Source organism: Novosphingobium naphthalenivorans NBRC 102051 (assembly GCF_001590985.1).
Taxonomy (GTDB): Bacteria; Pseudomonadota; Alphaproteobacteria; order Sphingomonadales; family Sphingomonadaceae; genus Novosphingobium; species Novosphingobium naphthalenivorans.
In genome coordinates this window covers 1-17,038 of sequence record NZ_BCTX01000049.1, presented here as the reverse complement: position 1 = coordinate 17,038, position 17,038 = coordinate 1, and the positions used below count along the sequence as shown (strand labels likewise).

General features: G+C 62.6%; 13 protein-coding genes. 10 read left to right on the top strand and 3 right to left on the bottom strand.

Annotated features, from left to right (window positions below; genetic code table 11):
* Positions 1-12 precede the first annotated feature (12 nt).
* Complete coding sequence (locus NN5_RS15895; RefSeq protein WP_067735351.1) at positions 13-567, bottom strand: F0F1 ATP synthase subunit delta; 555 nt, start codon at positions 565-567, stop codon at positions 13-15.
* A 231-nt stretch (positions 568-798) separates the two neighbouring features.
* On the opposite strand from NN5_RS15895, the gene NN5_RS15890 reads away from it, so the two are divergent.
* Positions 799-1,275 (top strand): DUF1203 domain-containing protein, encoded by a 477-nt coding sequence (locus NN5_RS15890; protein WP_067735348.1) that lies wholly within the window; start codon positions 799-801, stop codon positions 1,273-1,275.
* 16 nt (positions 1,276-1,291) lie between these two features.
* Positions 1,292-2,332 carry a bifunctional DNA-binding transcriptional regulator/O6-methylguanine-DNA methyltransferase Ada gene (gene ada / locus NN5_RS15885; protein ID WP_067735345.1) on the top strand — a complete coding sequence of 347 codons (1,041 nt, stop codon included), beginning with the start codon at positions 1,292-1,294 and terminating at the stop codon, positions 2,330-2,332.
* Positions 2,333-2,349: 17 nt separating this feature from the next.
* Here ada and NN5_RS15880 read toward each other — a convergent pair whose 3' ends face one another.
* Positions 2,350-2,784 (bottom strand): hotdog fold thioesterase, encoded by a 435-nt coding sequence (locus NN5_RS15880; protein ID WP_067735342.1) that lies wholly within the window; start codon positions 2,782-2,784, stop codon positions 2,350-2,352.
* A gap of 25 nt (positions 2,785-2,809) precedes the next feature.
* Complete coding sequence (locus NN5_RS15875) at positions 2,810-4,975, bottom strand: primosomal protein N' (protein WP_067735339.1); 2,166 nt, start codon at positions 4,973-4,975, stop codon at positions 2,810-2,812.
* A gap of 152 nt (positions 4,976-5,127) precedes the next feature.
* Between NN5_RS15875 and fsa the strand changes: the two genes are divergently transcribed.
* The 8 genes from fsa to NN5_RS25900 all read left to right on the top strand — a co-directional run.
* Positions 5,128-5,778, top strand: a complete 651-nt coding sequence (gene fsa / locus NN5_RS15870) for a fructose-6-phosphate aldolase (RefSeq protein ID WP_067735337.1) — start codon at positions 5,128-5,130, stop codon at positions 5,776-5,778.
* 345 nt (positions 5,779-6,123) lie between these two features.
* On the top strand, positions 6,124-7,938 hold the full coding sequence (gene cobT, locus NN5_RS15865; protein ID WP_067735334.1) for a cobaltochelatase subunit CobT: 1,815 nt from the start codon (positions 6,124-6,126) through the stop codon (positions 7,936-7,938).
* A complete protein-coding gene (locus tag NN5_RS15860; RefSeq protein WP_245656542.1) occupies positions 7,938-8,603 on the top strand; it encodes a nitroreductase in 666 nt (221 codons plus the stop codon). Before cobT ends, NN5_RS15860 begins: the two co-directional genes overlap by 1 nt.
* Positions 8,600-9,508, top strand: coding sequence for a DMT family transporter (locus NN5_RS15855; RefSeq protein WP_245656540.1), 909 nt, complete (start codon positions 8,600-8,602; stop codon positions 9,506-9,508). The genes NN5_RS15860 and NN5_RS15855 overlap by 4 nt, the downstream gene beginning before the upstream one ends.
* 33 nt (positions 9,509-9,541) lie before the next feature.
* Positions 9,542-11,020, top strand: coding sequence for a cysteine--tRNA ligase (gene cysS, locus NN5_RS15850; protein WP_067735328.1), 1,479 nt, complete (start codon positions 9,542-9,544; stop codon positions 11,018-11,020).
* An 86-nt stretch (positions 11,021-11,106) separates the two neighbouring features.
* Positions 11,107-12,045: a D-2-hydroxyacid dehydrogenase gene (locus NN5_RS15845; RefSeq protein WP_067735325.1), complete on the top strand. Its 939-nt coding sequence runs from the start codon at positions 11,107-11,109 to the stop codon at positions 12,043-12,045.
* Positions 12,046-12,164: 119 nt separating this feature from the next.
* Entirely contained in the window at positions 12,165-13,838 is a 1,674-nt protein-coding gene (locus NN5_RS15840) for an acetolactate synthase large subunit (RefSeq protein ID WP_067735423.1), read from the top strand.
* Between the two features lie 549 nt (positions 13,839-14,387).
* The coding region (locus tag NN5_RS25900; RefSeq protein WP_169801001.1) for an RHS repeat domain-containing protein at positions 14,388-17,038 on the top strand (2,651 nt) is incomplete at its 3' end.

Genomic DNA, 17,038 nt, shown 5'->3' with positions numbered 1-17,038 from the left:
GTTCTGCCTTTCTTAGCCCTTCATGGCCTGGGCGAGCGAATTGAGACGGGTGCGGATCGAGCTGTCGATACGCTTGGAGCCGATGGTGACGACAAGGCCACCAAGCAGTTCAGGATCGACGCTCGTCTTGATCTTGACGTTGCGGCCTTCGCGCATTTCCAGCTTCTGGCGCAGCTGTTCGACCTGCTCGTCGGTCAGTGCGTGAGCCGTGGTGACTTCTGCGGTCGCCTCGCCGCGCTGGGCGGCGGCGATCGCGGCGAAAGCGCGAATGATTTCGGGCAGGGCGGAGAGGCGGCGGTTGCCGGCCAGAACGCCCATGAAATTCTTCGTCAGCGGTGAAAGCCCGAGCACATCGGCGACGGCTTCCGCCGCCTTGCCGGCCGCATCACGGCTGATCTGCGGATTGCGAATCAGGTCGCTGAAATCCGCGCTCTCCTTGAGAGCCTCACCAATCTTCTCGAGGTCGCTCTCGACCGCCGAAACGGTGCCGTTTTCGCTGGCAAGATCAAACAGCGCCGAAGCGTAGCGCCCTTGCAAGCTGGCTTTAATGCCGCCGGAATTCTCCACGCGTGTCCTATCCTTACATCGGGTGGGCTGAGGCACTATGGGGCGCGAAGCTGCATCGTGCCCCCCGGCCCGCAGACGGGGCGCGCATAGCGACGATATTGTTGCGATGCAAGGCAGTGCTTGACGCCTTCCGACAAAGGTCGCGGGTGAGGTTTGAAAGCAACAGGCGGGAAGCGGGCCGGCCTCCCGAGCGCAATACCTTCGGGCAACACCAAACAGGAGTCGTCCGCGATGTTTAGAATCAAGGGATTACCGCGCGAGGCTTTCACGCAATATTTTGCCATGAAGCCCGAAGAACTTGCGCGCAGCGGCGCGCAGCGCGTGATTGCGGACGCGGACCGGGGCTTTCCCTGCCGCATCAGTCTTGAGGATGCGCGTGCGGGAGAAAGTTTGATTCTGCTTCACTATGTGAGCCATGATGTCGCAAATCCTTATCGTACCGCCTATGCGATATATGTCCGCGAGCAGGCGCCGGAGCCGGAGCCCTGGATCGATTGCCTGCCGCCAGTCTTCGAAGGGCGTCCGCTTTCCCTGCGCGGGTTCGATGCGCAAGGAATGCTGTGCGATGCGGAACTGGCGGTGCCAGGCGAGGCGGAGGACAAGATTCGCGCCTTGTTTGAAAATCCACAGATTGCGTGCATCCATGCGCACAATGCGGCCTATGGCTGTTTCGCGGCGCGGATCGACCGCCACGGGGATGGCGCCTAGATACGGCAGCTTGGATATGACAACCATGACACTTGACGATGACCGGGCCTGGCAGGCCGTCCTGGCGCGCGACCGCGCTTTCGACGGGCGCTTCGTGACGGGCGTGCTGACGACGGGAATCTATTGCCGCCCGTCCTGTTCGGCGCGTCACCCCCGGCGGGAGAACGTCCGGTTCTTCACCGGCGCGGCCGAAGCGGAGGCGGAGGGGCTGCGTCCGTGCCTGCGATGCCGGCCGAACGATGTCTCGCGCGATGAAGCGGCGGTCTCACGCGCGATCGAACTGCTGGAACAGGCCGAGGAAGCTCCGGCGCTGGCGGATCTCGCGGGGCAGGTCGGGTATAGCCTGGCGCATTTCCAGCGCATGTTCAAGCGCGCGGTCGGATTGTCGCCCGCGCAATTCCTGCGCGCCCGCCGCGTCGAGCGGGCGGGCGAAGCGCTGAGCGCGGGGGCGAGCGTGACCGAGGCGATCTATGAAGCCGGTTTCGGTGCCTCGTCGCGCTTCTACGAGGCAAGCGAAGGGAGAATGGGTATGGCACCTTCCGCGTGGCGGGATGGCGGACGGGGCGTGACGATCCACTGGGCGGTGGTGGAGACCACGCTCGGGCCAATGCTGGTGGCCGCGACCAGGAAGGGGGTTTGCCGTCTCTCCTTCGCAGAAGGCCGGGAAGAGCTGAGCAAGCGCTTTCCGCAGGCGAAGCTAGTGGAAGGCGGAGAGGAATTCGCCCGCCTTCTTGCCGAGGTGGTGTCCGCCGTCGAGCAGCCCGGAGACAGTCGGGCGATCCCGCTCGATGTTCAGGGCACTGCCTTTCAGGAAGCGGTCTGGCGCGAACTGCAGCGCATTCCGGCCGGCGAGACCCGCTCCTACGCGCAGATCGCGGCGGCGGTCGGCAAGCCGGGGGCAGTGCGGGCGGCCGGCTCGGCCAACGGCGCGAACAATGTCGCGGTGCTGATCCCCTGCCACCGCGTGATTCGCACCGACGGGTCGCTGGGCGGCTATGCCTATGGCCTCGACATCAAGCGCGAACTGCTGGCCCGAGAGAGCGGGGCGGGAAGCTGAGACCCGTCAGGGGTGTCTTACGCCCGCGCGATGTCGATGACCGCCATGGTGACGCGCGAGATGCAGATCAGGCGATCGGCTTCATCGATGATGCGCACGCTCCAGACTTGCGAGGTGCGCCCGATCGCTTCGGCGGTCGCGACGGCGAAGACATGGCCGTCGCGTACGGGCCGGATATGATTGGCGTTGATTTCCATGCCGACGGCGGCTTTTTGCGCGGGGTCGAGCGTGAGCATGGCGCCCACTGACGCTGCCGTCTCGGCCAGAGTGACGGAGCCTCCGCCGTGCAGCCGGCCCCAGGGCTGATGGACGCGCGGGCCTACCGGCATGTGCGCGCGCAGCCAGTTGTCGCCGATGTCCGTGAACTCGATGCCCAGAAAACCCGGCATTGTTGGCGCGCCCATGGCGTTGATTTTTGCCAGGTCGATCGTTTCAGCGAACCAGATACTCATTGCGTTCCTTTACCGGGATCCCGTTTTACACGAAGCTGTAGGGGTCGACGTCGATATTGACGCGCACGCCCTTGGGAAACTGCAAGGGCTCCAGCCAGTCGCGCAGGGCCTTTTGCAGTTCCGCCGAGCGCCGGGCATTGATCAGCAGGCGGAAGCGGTGGCGTCCGCGCAGCAGGGATAGCGGTGCGGGGGCAGGGCCCAGCACCAGCATGTCCGGCAGGTTGGGCGCAGTGCCGCCGATGGCGCGGGCTGCGGCGAGGGCTTCGGCCTGATCTTCCGAACTGACGATGATGGCCGCCCAGCGCCCGAAAGGGGGCGCACAGGCATCGCGGCGCGCTTCGGTCTCGGCGGCGTAGAAGGCATCACGGTCGCCGTTGGCAAGTGCGGCGATCACGGCCGCCTCGGGATGACGGGTCTGGATCAGCACTTCGCCGGGCTTTTCCCCGCGCCCGGCGCGCCCGGCGACTTGGGCGATCTGCTGATAGGTCCGCTCGGCCGCACGCAAGTCGCCGCCTTCGAGGCCGAGATCGGCGTCGATCACCCCCACCAGTGTCAGTTCGGGGAAGTGGTATCCTTTGGTGACAAGCTGGGTGCCGATGATCACGTCGATCGCCCCGCCTTCGGCCTTGGCGACGAATTCGCCGATCGCCTCGGGCGTGTTCATCGTGTCCGATGTCACCAGCGCGGTGCGCGCCTCGGGCAGGATCTCGGCCACTTCGTCGGCAATGCGCTCGACGCCCGGGCCGCAGGCGACGAGGCAATCGGCCGTGCCGCATTCGGGGCAGACATCGGGCACGGGTACTTCATGACCGCAGTGGTGGCAGGCGAGACGCTTCGAGAACCGGTGCTCCACCAGCCAGGCGGTGCAGTTGGGGCACTGGAAGCGGTAGCCGCAGTGCCGGCACAGCGTCAGCGGGGCATAGCCGCGCCGGTTGAGGAACAGCAACGACTGCTCGCCGCGCGCCAGCCGCTCCTTCATTTCCTCGACCAGCCGGGGCGCGATCCAGTGGCCGCGTTCGGGCGGTTCCTGGCGCAAGTCGACAATGCGGATGTCGGGCAGCATGGCCCCGCCGAAGCGGTCCGGCAGTTCGATCTTCCTGTAGATCCCCGCTTCGGCAAGCTGCATCGATTCGAGCGCCGGGGTGGCGCTGGCGAGCACCACCGGGATCTTTTCGAACTTGGCGCGGATCACGGCCACGTCGCGGGCGTTGTAGCGCACGCCGTCGTCCTGCTTGAAGGACACTTCGTGCGCTTCGTCGACGACGATGAGGCCCAGGCTGGCATAAGGCAGGAACAGCGCCGAGCGCGCGCCGACCACGACCTGGGCATCGCCGCTGATGATCGCCCGCCAGGCCCGCCGCCGCTCGCTCGACTTGAGCGAGGAGTGCCACAGCACCGGCGGGACACCGAAGCGCTGCTCGAAACGCCGCAGGAAATTCTCCGTCAGCGCGATCTCGGGGAGCAGGACCAGCACTTGCCGCCCCAGCCGCAGCGCTTCGGCTACGGCTTCGAAATAGCATTCGGTCTTGCCCGATCCGGTTACGCCGTCGAGCAGGAACGGCGCGAAATGGTGCTCGCGGACGGCAGCGATGAACGTGTCCGCTGCGGCCCGCTGGGCTTCGCTCAGTTCGGGAACCGCGAATTCCGGGCGGGCGCGGGGGTAGGGGCGGTCGAGATCGACTGTGACCGGCTCCAGCAGCCCGGCGCCCACCATGCCGCGCAGAACCCCTTCGGACACGCTTGCGAGTTCGGCCAGTTCGCGGATCGAGGCCTGCTCGCCGTGCAGGGCATCGAGCGCGGCGGCGCGCTGCGGCGTGAGGCGTGCGGGTTCGACGCCGGTCAGACGGTATTCGGTCGTCGTGCCGCCGCCGCGCAGCGCCGCCATGCTGCCCAGCGCCATGCGGGCGACGGAGGACAGCGGCGCGCAATAGTAATCGGCGGTCCATTCGATCAGCCGCCGCAATTCCCGGGGCAGCGGCGGGACCGGCAGGACTTCGAGCAGCGGGCGCAGTTTCGCTTCCGGCACGTCCTGCGCGCTCAGGCGGTCTGCTTCCCAGACAATGCCGAGCACCTGCCGCGGGCCGAGCGGGGCTATGACGACCGAGCCGTACTCGATCGCCATTCCCTCCGGCACACGATAGTCCAGCACGCCCAGCGCGGCGTTGAAGACGAGGAGTCGGACGCGTTTCATCTGCCGGGCATATAGGCACTGGCGCGGCGCCTCGTGAAGGCGGCTCGCCGACAGGGCTGGGGATCAGCCATGCACTGCCCCGGCAGACCCTAGCCTCACTGCGCCCGCGTCCTTATAGGGCGGCATCAAGACTCGCCATTCAGGATCGCACTATGAAATTCTTCGCTGACACTGCCGAAATCGACGACATCAAGGAACTGGCCGCGACCGGCCTGCTCGACGGCGTCACCACCAACCCTTCGCTGATCGCCAAGTCCGGGCGTGATTTCATGGAAGTCACCAAGGAAATCTGCGGCATCGTCGATGGCCCGGTCAGCGCCGAAGTCGTCGCGCTCGACCATGCCGGGATGATGCGCGAGGCCGAAGTGCTGCGCAAGATCGCCGACAATGTCTGCATCAAGGTGCCGCTCACCATCGAGGGCCTCAAGACCTGCAAGGCGCTGACGGCCGATGGCACCATGGTCAATGTGACCCTGTGCTTCTCGGCCAATCAGGCGCTTCTCGCTGCCAAGGCGGGCGCGACGTTCGTCTCGCCTTTCGTTGGCCGCCACGATGACAACGGCTTCGACGGCATGGACCTGATCAGCGACATCCGCCTGATCTACGACAACTACGCCTTCGAGACCGAGATTCTCGTCGCCTCGATCCGCCACGGCGTTCACGTGCTCCAGGCGGCCAAGATCGGCGCCGACGTGATGACTGCGCCGCCGGCCGTCATCAAGGGCCTGTTCAAGCATGTCCTGACCGAAAAGGGCATCGAAGGCTTCCTGGCCGACTGGGCCAAGACCGGCCAGTCGATCTGATCCCTAGTGTGGTGGAAACGAAGTTTACCTCATAGTTCGTCGCCCCCGCGGAGGCGGGGGCCCCGCTGCTTTTTCATACGCTGTGCAGCAGAAGCGGGATCCCCGCCTCCGCGGGGATGACGGGGATAATGATGCGAACTTCTGTTTCAGGTGACTGGCTAAAACATCCTTCGACAAGCTCAGGATGATCCTTCGGCAGGCTCAGGATGGGCGGAATTGGTGTAATTCCTTCTAATCCCGCTCAGGCTGAGCTTGTCGAAGCCCCCGCGCGCAGGGCACTATGAATCCGCGCCTCGTACATCGCCCATTTGAGCCGACCGCACCGATGCGCTAGGCACTGCGGCAATGTCAGACGAATCTCCCGCAGACCGCTTCAAGTCCGTCCTCGCAGGCGCCAGCCGCGCCATCGCCCAAGACAAGGAAATTGAAGTCAACTGGACGGCCGACGCCCCCAGCTCGTCGGGCAATGTCTTTCGCGTGCCGATGCCGGGACGCACCCTGCCGCGCGGGGCGGCGATGCAGGCGCGCGGCTATGCCGACAGCTTCGCGCTCAAGATGCGCCATCACAATGACAAGCTGCATATGCGCCATGCCCCGTCCGAACCTTCGGCGCGGGCGTGCTACGATGCGGTGGAGGCGGTCCGGTACGAGGCGCTGGGCGCCAATGCCTACCCCGGTATGCGCGAGAATCTCGATGCGGCGCTGATGGCGCGCATCGCTTCGGACCCGATCACGCGGGCTGAGGCGCCCGACGGTGTGCCGGTGCAGTCGGCGCTGGCGCTGCTTCTGCGCGAAAAGCTCACCGGGCAGCCGGTTCCGGCCGAAGCGCAGGCCGGCGTCGACATGGTCCGCTCGTGGATCGAGGACAAGGCCGGCGCCGATTTCGAAGCGCTGGCTACCTCGCTGGAGGACCAGAAGGCGTTCCAGGCGCTTACGCTCGACATGCTGGAGCACCTCGAACTGACCCGCGCCGAGGACGTTCAGCAGCCGCCCGACGAATCCGACGACATGGACGGCGACGAGGAGACCGAGGAAGAGCAGGACGGCGACGAGACCGGAGAGGAGCAGCAGCCCTCGGAAATGGCCGCCGAACCCTCGCAGGGCGAGGATGAGGGCGAGAGCGAGTCCGAAGGCGAAGCTTCCGACGACATGGAAGAGGGCCAGGAAGGCGAAGAGGGCGAGGAGGGCATGATGCCCGTCCGGCCCAACCGCCCGTGGACCGATATTCCCGAAGGGTTCGACTACAAGGTCTTTACCGAAGCGTTCGATGAAGTCGTTGGCGCCGCCGAACTGTGCGACGAGGAAGAGCTGACGCGGCTGCGTGCTTACCTCGATGCGCAGCTCAAGGGGCTTCAGGGCATTGTCACCCGGCTCGCCAACCGTCTGCAGCGCCGCCTGATGGCACAGCAGAACCGCTCGTGGGATTTCGACCAGGAAGAAGGCCTGCTCGATGCCGCGCGGCTGGCGCGCGTGGTCGTCTCGCCGGGGCAGTCGCTGTCCTACAAGATCGAGCGCGACGTCGAGTTCAAGGATACGGTGGTCACGCTGCTGCTCGACAATTCGGGCTCGATGCGCGGGCGCCCGATCTCGATCGCGGCGATCAGTGCCGACGTGCTGGCGCGCACGCTGGAGCGCTGCGGCGTGAAAGTCGAGATCCTCGGCTTCACCACGCGCGCCTGGAAGGGCGGGCAGAGCCGGGAAACCTGGCTGGCCAGCGGCAAGCCGGCGCATCCGGGCCGCCTCAACGACTTGCGGCACATCGTCTACAAGCAGGCCGACGAGCCCTGGCGCCGCGCGCGCAAGAATCTGGGCCTGATGATGCGCGAAGGTCTGCTCAAGGAAAACATCGACGGCGAGGCGCTGCTCTGGGCGCATAGCCGTATGCTGGCCCGGCCGGAGGATCGCCGTATCCTGATGGTCATTTCCGATGGTGCGCCGGTGGACGATTCGACGCTGTCGGTGAACAGCGCGGGCTATCTGGAAGCGCACTTGCGCAAGGTTATCGAGTGGATCGAGGCGAAATCGCCGGTCCAGCTTGTCGCTATCGGCATTGGCCACGATGTGACGCGTTACTACCGCCGGGCCGTGACGATCATGGACGCCGAGCAGCTTGGCGGCACGATGATCGAGCAGCTGGCTGGCCTGTTCGAGGAAGAATGATGAACATTGCCGAGGCGGTGCAGGGCCGCCGTTCGATCCGTGCGTTTCTGGACAAGGCGGTCGATCCGGCCGTGCTGCACCGGGTCATCGAGGCCGCGCAGATGGCGCCGTCCGGTTACAACTTCCAGCCGTGGGAAGGCGTTGTCGTGATGGGCGAGGCGCTGCGCACGCTTTCTGAGCGGATGATCGCTGCCGAGCCGCAGTCCCCTGCCGAATACCAGCTCGTGCCCAAGGATCTGCCGCAGCTCTACAAGGATCGTCGCGATTCCATCGTCGGCCCGCGCATGGACGCGGTGGGCATCGCGCGCGACGACGAGGAAGGGCGCGCCCGGCTCCAGGCCCGCAATTTCGAATTCTTCGGCGCCTCCGCGGCGCTGTTCACATTCGTGCCGCGCGTCATGGGACCGCCGCAATGGTCGGATGTGGGGATGTGGCTGCAGACGATCATGCTGCTGCTTCACGGCGAGGGGCTGGGCTCGTGCCCGCAGGAATCGCTTTATGTCCACGGGCGCCTGATCAAGGACTTTGTGGGCGTGGACGATGATACCCACCTGTTCTTCTGCGGCCTTGCCATCGGTCACCCCGATCCCGAGGCGCCACTGAACCATTTCCCGCGTACCCGTGCCGCAGCCGGGGATGTTGTCCGCTTTATCGGGGAGCCGTGACGCACGGCTATCTCTGGGTGCCGTTCACGCTGGCGGCGGCAATGGCGCAAGTGTTCCGGAATGCCTTCCAGTCACGGCTCAGCGCGCGGATCGGCACTATCGGCGGCACGCAAGTGCGCTTCGTCTATGGCCTGCCTTTCGCGGGCATCCTGCTGGCGGTCTATCTGACGATTGTTCCGTCCCGGCTTCCGGCGATCCCCGCCGAAGCCCTGGCATGGTCGTTCGCCGGGTCCGTCACCCAGATCGCCGCGACCGCGCTGATGCTGGTGGTCATGGCCAAGCGCGATTTCGGCGTGGCCTATGCCTATATCAAGACCGAGCCGGTGACTGTGGCCCTGCTGGGCCTCGTGCTGATCGGGGACCGGCTGCCGTGGCTGGGCTGGATCGCGGTCATGGTCGTGACTGTGGGGGTCGTCATGTCCTCGCTGCGGACCGGCGACGATGCGGCGAAGCTGGCGGAATGGAAGCCGCTGGTGGTCGGCGTCGCCAGCGGCGCGCTGTTCGGGCTCACCGCGATCTGTTTCCGCGCTTCGATCGATCTTGTGCCCGAAGGCTCGTTCATGCTGCGCAGCCTGGTCATGCTGGTCGTGTCTCTCGCGATCCAGTCGGCCACTTTGGCGGTATGGTTCGTGGCGAAGGACGCATCGGGCTTCTGGGGGTCGGTGCGCGAATGGCGGCTGAGCATTGCTGCCGGCGCACTGGGCGCCGTGGCGTCGGCGGGCTGGTTCATTTCCTTCTCGCTGACCATTGCCGCCAATGTGCGCACGCTCGCGCTGATCGAGATGCCGGTGGTGGCGCTGGTCTCGCGCTATGTGTCGGGCCGCTGGCTGACGGCGCGCGAATGGGCGGGGTTCGCGCTCATTACGCTCGGCGTGGCCCTGCTGATGTTCGCGCACGCGGCTTGACTGGAACCGCGCGCCGCCTAATGCCGCGTGCCTATGACCGATACGCCCACTCTCACGCTGTTCAACAGCCTGACCCGCCAGTTGGAACCGTTCCAGCCCGTCCATGAGGGTGAGGCGCGCGTCTATTCCTGCGGGCCCACGGTCTATAACTACCCGCACATCGGCAACATGCGTGCCTATGTCTTTGCCGACGTGCTGGGGCGCACGCTGAGCCACAAGGGCTACAAGCTTACCCACGTCATCAACATCACCGATGTCGGCCACCTCACCGACGATGCCGATGCGGGCGAGGACAAGATGGAGAAGATGGCGCGCCAGCAGCACCAGTCCATCTGGGATATCGCCAAGCACTATACCGAGGCCTACTGGGCGGACATCAGGGCGCTCAATATCCGCGAGCCGGCCAAGTGGTCGATCGCCACTGATTACGTGCCGCAGATGATCGAATTCGCGAAGTCGATCGCGGACAAGCACTGCTACGAACTGGACAGCGGCCTCTATTTCGACGTTTCCACTGTCTCGGACTATGGCCGCCTGGCCCGCGCCGTGACCGAAGAAGGCGAAGGCCGCATCGAGGCGGTCGAGGGCAAGCACAATGCCGCCGACTTCGCGATCTGGCGCAAGACGCCCGAGGGCGAGAAGCGGCAGATGGAATGGGATTCGCCCTGGGGCAAGGGCGCGCCGGGCTGGCATCTCGAATGCTCGGTGATGTCGGGCGACCTGCTGGGCTTTCCGTTCGACATTCACACCGGCGGCATCGACCACCGCGAGATCCATCATCCCAACGAGATCGCGCAGAACCAGGCCTTCTGCTGCAAGCCCGGGGACCCTTGCGGCCTCGACGTGCCCGCCAATTCGGGCGCGCGGGTGTGGATGCACAACAACTTCCTCGTCGAGCGCCAGAAAAGTGGTGGGGCGGGCAAGATGAGCAAGTCCTCGGGCGAATTTCTGCGGCTGCAACTGCTGATCGACAAGGGCTACCACCCGCTCGCCTACCGGATGATGTGCCTGCAGGCGCATTACCGCAGCGAGCTGGAATTCAGCTGGGAAGGGCTGGGCGCTGCGCTCACCCGGCTCAAGCGCATGATCATGGCGGCCGAGCGTCTCAAGGACGTGGCGCCGGGGGAAGCGCGTCATCCCAAGCTGATGCCGATGCTGGAGGCCTTCGAAAAGGCCATCGGCGAGGATCTGAACACTCCCGTCGCGCTTACGGCGCTGGAAGACGTGCTGGCGGCCAAGAAGGTCGATCCTGCCGCCAAGCGGGCCGCGGTCGAGGCGATGGACTCGGTGCTGGGGCTGGACCTGTTCGGCACCGGCCGCGCAGACCTGCGCCTCAAGCCGAAAGGCGTCGAGATCACCGAGGCCGAGATCGAGGACGTGCTGACCCGTCGCAAGCAGGCCCGTGCGGACAAGGATTTCGCGACGTCCGATGCCCTGCGCGATGAACTCGCGGCCAAGGGCGTTGAAGTCATGGACGGCGATCCGCTCGGCTGGGAATGGAAGCTGGGATAAACGGGAACGGCGGATAACCCGATTTCGGCACATTTGGCCGAATTGTCTGTTAAGGTTCTGCAATTCGGTTCTTTTGCAGGCCTGCCATGACCGTAGCACTTATCAATGCCCAGGCTCGCCGGCTGGTGGAGGGGAAGACCCCGGACGGCATCGAGCCGCTGTGGTTCGAGAGCCCGGAGCACTTGCTCGATCTGGCGCCCAGGGCGGAAATCGCCTGGCTGGACATGTGCCCGCCGCCGCTTGCCGGGCAGGCCATCCAGCGCATGGAGAAGCTGCGCTGGTACAATGCCATGTCCTCTGGCGTGGACTGGCTGCCGCTCGATCTGTTCCGTGAGCGCGGCGTGGTCCTGACCAATGGTGCGGGCATTCATGCGCAGAGCGTGGCGGAGTTCGCCCTGCTCGGAATGTTGGGGATGGCCAAGGGCTGGCGCGAAGTGGTGCGGGCGCAGGATCGGCACGAGTGGCTGACCCAGCCGCCGGGCACGCAGGAACTGCTTGATGCCGAAGTGCTGGTCATCGGTGCCGGAGAGATCGGGCGCCGCATTCAGCAGATGCTGCTGGCGATGGGGTCGCGGGTCACGATGGCCCGGCGCAGCCCCGGGCCGGGGGAACTGGGCGGCAGGGAATGGCGCGCGGCGCTTGGCCGTTTCGATTGGGTCATCCTCATCGTACCCTCGACGCCGGAGACCAGGGGCATGTTCGGCTCAGGCGAACTGGCGGCCATGAAGCCGGGCGCCGTACTGATGAATTTCGCGCGAGGAACGGTCGTGGATCAGGACGCGCTGCTGGCTGCGATCGATTCGCACCATCTCGGCGGCGCGTTCCTCGACGTCACCGATCCCGAGCCTTTGCCGTCTGGTCATCCGCTGTGGTCGCGGGAGAACGTCCACATCTCGATGCATCTTTCAGGCTTGGCGCAGGATGCGCTTTTTCCCCGTGGGGCGGCCCGTTTTCTGGAAAATCTCCAGCGTTTCCGGCGGGACGAGGCGCTTCTGCACTGTGTTGATCTCGCGCGGGGGTATTAGTCGCTTCTCCAGCTGGCGATTTCATCAGGAAGGCATTTTGGCTGAAACGCCTATTTGCCTCTGTGAAATCACGGAGCACCTGTTACCCGTGAGGCAATGACAAGTGGGGAGTAATGATGATGGCCGAAGCAGATAAGACCAAAGCATCGGACCTGTTCATCCAGTGCCTTGAGCAGGAAGGCGTCGAATACATTTTCGGTGTCCCGGGTGAAGAAAACCTGGACTTGCTCGATTCGCTTTCGCGTTCCGGGAAAATCAAACTGGTTCTCACCCGTCATGAGCAGGGTGCAGGCTTCATGGCGGCCACCTATGGGCGCCATACCGGCAAGACCGGCGTTTGCCTTTCAACGCTGGGGCCGGGGGCGACCAATCTGGTCACGGCGGCGGCCTATGCCACGCTGGGCGGTATGCCGATCCTGATGATCACCGGCCAGAAGCCGATCAAGAAGTCCAAGCAGGGCCGTTTCCAGATCCTCGATGTCGTCTCGATGATGCAGCCGATCACCAAGTACGCGCATCAGATGGCCTCGTCCGACAATATCCCGAGCCGCCTGCGCGAGGCTTTCCGCATTGCCGAGGAAGAAAAGCCCGGCGCGACCCATATCGAGCTGCCCGAGGACGTTGCCGACGAGCGCACCGATTCACGCCCGATCGCGCGTTCCACGGTCCGCAGGCCGACGGCCGACATGAAGTCCATCGTGCAGGCCGTGGAAGCGCTGGAAAAGGCCAGGCGGCCGCTGCTTGTCATCGGTGCCGGCGCCAACCGCAAGATGACCAGCAAGATGCTCAAGGAATTCGTCGAGAAGACGGGTATTCCTTTCGTTACCACCCAGCTTGGCAAGGGTGTTATCGACGAGCAGCATCCGAAGTTTCTCGGCTGCGCCGCGCTGTCGGCCGGCGATTTCGTGCATCGCGCGATCGAGGATTCCGATTGCATCTTCAACATCGGCCACGACGTGATCGAGAAGCCGCCGTTCTTCATGCACAACGATGGTTCGCGGGACGACCGGGTGGTCGTTCACGTCTCGACCAAGACGGCTGAGGTGGACCCGGTGTACTTCCCGCAGATCGAGGTGATCGGCGATATCGCCAATGCCATCTGGCAGATCAAGGAGGCGGTCACGCCGTCGCCGCAGTGGGATTCCAGCGCCATGCTGCGCTATCGCCAGGCCGAAATGGAGCACACGGCCAAGCTTGCCGCGGACGAGCGCTTCCCGATCTTCCCGCCGCATCTCGTGCAGCAGGTGCGCGATACGCTGCCGGACGATGCGATCGTCTGCCTCGACAATGGCGTCTACAAGATCTGGTTCGCGCGCGGCTATTGCGCCCGCAAGCCGAACACGGTGCTGCTCGACAATGCCCTGGCGACCATGGGCGCGGGCCTGCCTTCGGCCATGGCCAGCGCGATGGTCTATCCCGATCGCAAGGTCTTCGCGATCTGCGGCGATGGCGGGTTCATGATGAACAGCCAGGAACTGGAGACGGCGGTTCGGCTTGGCCTCAACCTGACCGTGCTGATCCTCAACGACAGCGCCTATGGCATGATCCGCTGGAAGCAGGCCAACATGGGCTTCAAGGATTTCGGGCTCACATACGGAAACCCGGATTTCGTCCAGTATGCGCAGAGCTATGGGGCCAGCGGGTATCGCGTGGAAAGCGCCGCGCATCTCCAGGAGCTTCTGGCGCATTGCCGCGATACGCCGGGCGTTCACCTGATCGATTGCCCGGTCGATTATTCCGAGAACGACCGGATCCTGAATACCGAGATCAAGGATCTGTCCCGGGCGTTGTAATGCCCGTGCCCGTGCGCAGGAACGAATCTCTCCTTCGTCATCCCCGCCTTCGCGGGTACACCTTTGTTATAAATCGTTGAGGATCAAAATTTAATGACGGCAATGGGATTGTTGCTCATAAACCATAGTGCAGTGCGCGCAAATATACGATTAGGGCAGCGTTTTGCCAATAAACAATTTATCTTTAAAATATTTTATAATTGAACTTCAATATCTGAAGTGCGATGCCCTTTTGCATGAGGGGTTATCCTATCGGGAATGGTTATTTTCAATAGGCGCGCGCGATTTACCGGACCATGTGGGCACCGTATAATCTACATTTATTTTCCGTAACGCACGCCTGATATATTATGAATATTTTCAATTCATTGCATATATTTAATTTGGCACCATTGATTGAACACCCCACCTTTCGTTCCGGCGATTGATGAGACTTCCACCGGCAGCTTCCGAGTGCCGGCAGTCATCTCAAGTGAGGGATTTCAAAGAATGACATTAGCACTTGGTGGCCGAATTGTGCGAAATCGCCGCCGGAGAGCTTCGCTCAGCATGGTCACAGCGCTGTTCTCAGGGGTGGCCGCACCGGCATTCGCAGATTCCCCCGCCCACCGCAATCTGGACTCCAATGGGGTAGATTTGACACTGGGTGATTTTGTGATGGCCTTTCCGGAGGGCTCGGTTGGATCAGGGGAGGCCGAGCTTACCCTGATCCGGACGGGAGGTGGTAGTGTGGCCTCCCAATGGGATGAATACAAGTGGAAGGTAAGCGGCGGTCAAATAACTATATCTCGCCCGGATCGCCGCAGTGATACGTTTTCGATGCCCGGCCCAAACTCAACCATCATAAACCCCAACGGCTCTTCTTTAACAAGAAACAATAGCTCAGCCACCTATATATACAGGACGCCCGAGGGAGTGTCAGTGGCATTTTACAATCCAAATTATGATGAAGTTCCTGCTGACACTTATTACTGCTCTTTCAACTCTCCTGCAGCTGGCTGCGCCATGCTGGTTGAATCAATTACCTCTCCAAACGGTAATACAGTTTATCCATTCTTTTTTGCGCCAGTAGGAAGCGCGCCCACGCTGTATAGTGTTAGCAATGGGTTCGGTTACTCTATATCGTTCACGTATTCGGGCACCAACCGTACAAGGGCGGATTTTAAGCGAGGTAGCACAATCGTAGGTAGCGTCAGCTACAGCTACCCTGCCGGCGGAGGTGTTGATGTTACAGATATGGCCGGAAACGTTTGGCACGTAACCAATACCAGTATTACGCGTCCTGGCGAAAGCAGCCCGAGCTTTTCGGTCTCCGGCACGACTAATGTTACTTCAGCAACGCGCGATGGTGTCACGACAAGCTATTCTCGCACTGTGAGCGGGGCAACCAGCACGATGGTCGTCACGAATGCGTTGGGAAAGACATCAAAAATCGTTTCTAATCTTACGTTAGTACGGCCGACATCCATAACAGATGAGCTCAATAAGACAAAAAACCTCAGTTATGACAGTTATGGGCGCCTTACACAGGTTACCCAGCCTGAAGGAAATTACACGCACTACACCTATGATAGTCGCGGCAACGTGACTGAGACGCGTGAGGTTGCTAAACCGGGATCAGGCCTTGCGGATGTCGTGAGTAGTGCCAGCTATCCAAGCTCCTGCACTAACTTCGTAACGTGCAATAGACCCACCAGCACGACCGATCCGCTGGGTAACACGACCAATTATACTTATGATTCGAGCACCGGGCTGCCGCTTACAGTGACCGCACCTGCTCCCACGAGTAGTTCTAAGCGACCGCAAACGCGCTTTTCCTATTCTAGTATTGGTGGTGTCTCTCTACTCACAGGTGTTTCCAGCTGTGCTACTGGCGACACGGCAAGCCCCACTTGTGTTGGAACCGCCGATGAGACCCGGACAACGATTGGCTATGATAGCCATGGCAATGCAGCGAGCGTCACAATTGCTGCTGGCGATGGCACGCCTAGCGCTACCGCCACATACACCTACTCCACGCTTGGCGATGTATTGACGGTTGATGGACCTCTGTCCGGCACAGGCGACACCACGACGTATCGCTATGATGGGGCTCGGAGGCAGGTTGGTATGATCTCGCCCGATCCAGATGGCGCAGGCACTCTCAAGCGCCGCGCCCTCAAGGCAACGTACAACGCTTCAGGCATGCTAACTGACGTCGAACTTGGCACTGTTAACGGGGCGACCGACGCTGATTGGTCCGCATTCACTTCTCTTCAGAAATCGACTGCGACCTATGTCAATGGGCGCAAGACCAAAGAGGTGCTCACTGCTTCGGGGGAAACGTTCGGCGTCACGCAATATAGCTATGATGCAGTCGGAAGGATGCAATGTAACGCGGTCAGGATGGACTCTGCGCAATGGTCAAGTCAAAGCAATGCCTGCCTGCCCCAGGCAACGGGTGCGAACGGCCCTGACAGGATCACCAAGACAACCTATGATGACGCGGGCCGCCCGACCAAGGTTCAAAGCGCTTACGGCACAACAATCCAAGCTGACGAAGCCACTGTAACCTACACTGACAATGGTCAGATTCTTACGCTCACAGATGCAGAAAACAACAAGACCACGTACACCTACGACGGGTTCGATCGGTTACGCATGATCGAATATCCGAACATCGTGAAAGGATCTGGCACTAGTAATTCTAGCGACTACGAGCTTCTGACCTATGGCGATAATGTCCACGTGACGCAGCGCCAACTCAGGGGCGTGAGCAGTGATACCCTCAACTATTCCCATGACAATCTGGGGCGCGTGACAGGGGTAAGTGGCTCTACGATCACCGATCGTACGTACAACTACAACTTGCTCGGCATGCAGACTGCGGCAACCTATTCTTCAGGCGGCCAAAGCGTGTCGAACGCCTATGACGCTCTCGGACGCGTAACGTCTCAGGTCACCCCGCAAGGCACGGTTGGCTATCAATACGACGCAGCCTCCCGGCGCACGCGGATCACCTGGCCGGACAGCCTCTATGTCGTTTACGACTACGATACGGTTGGCAATGTTACCAAAATCCGGGAAAATGGTGCGACCTCGGGTATCGGCGTTCTGGCGAGCTACAGCTACGACGATCTGGGGCACCGAATAGGCGTGACTTACGGCAACGGAACGTCACGCGCATACGCATACGACGCTGTCAGCCGCCTGACCGGTCT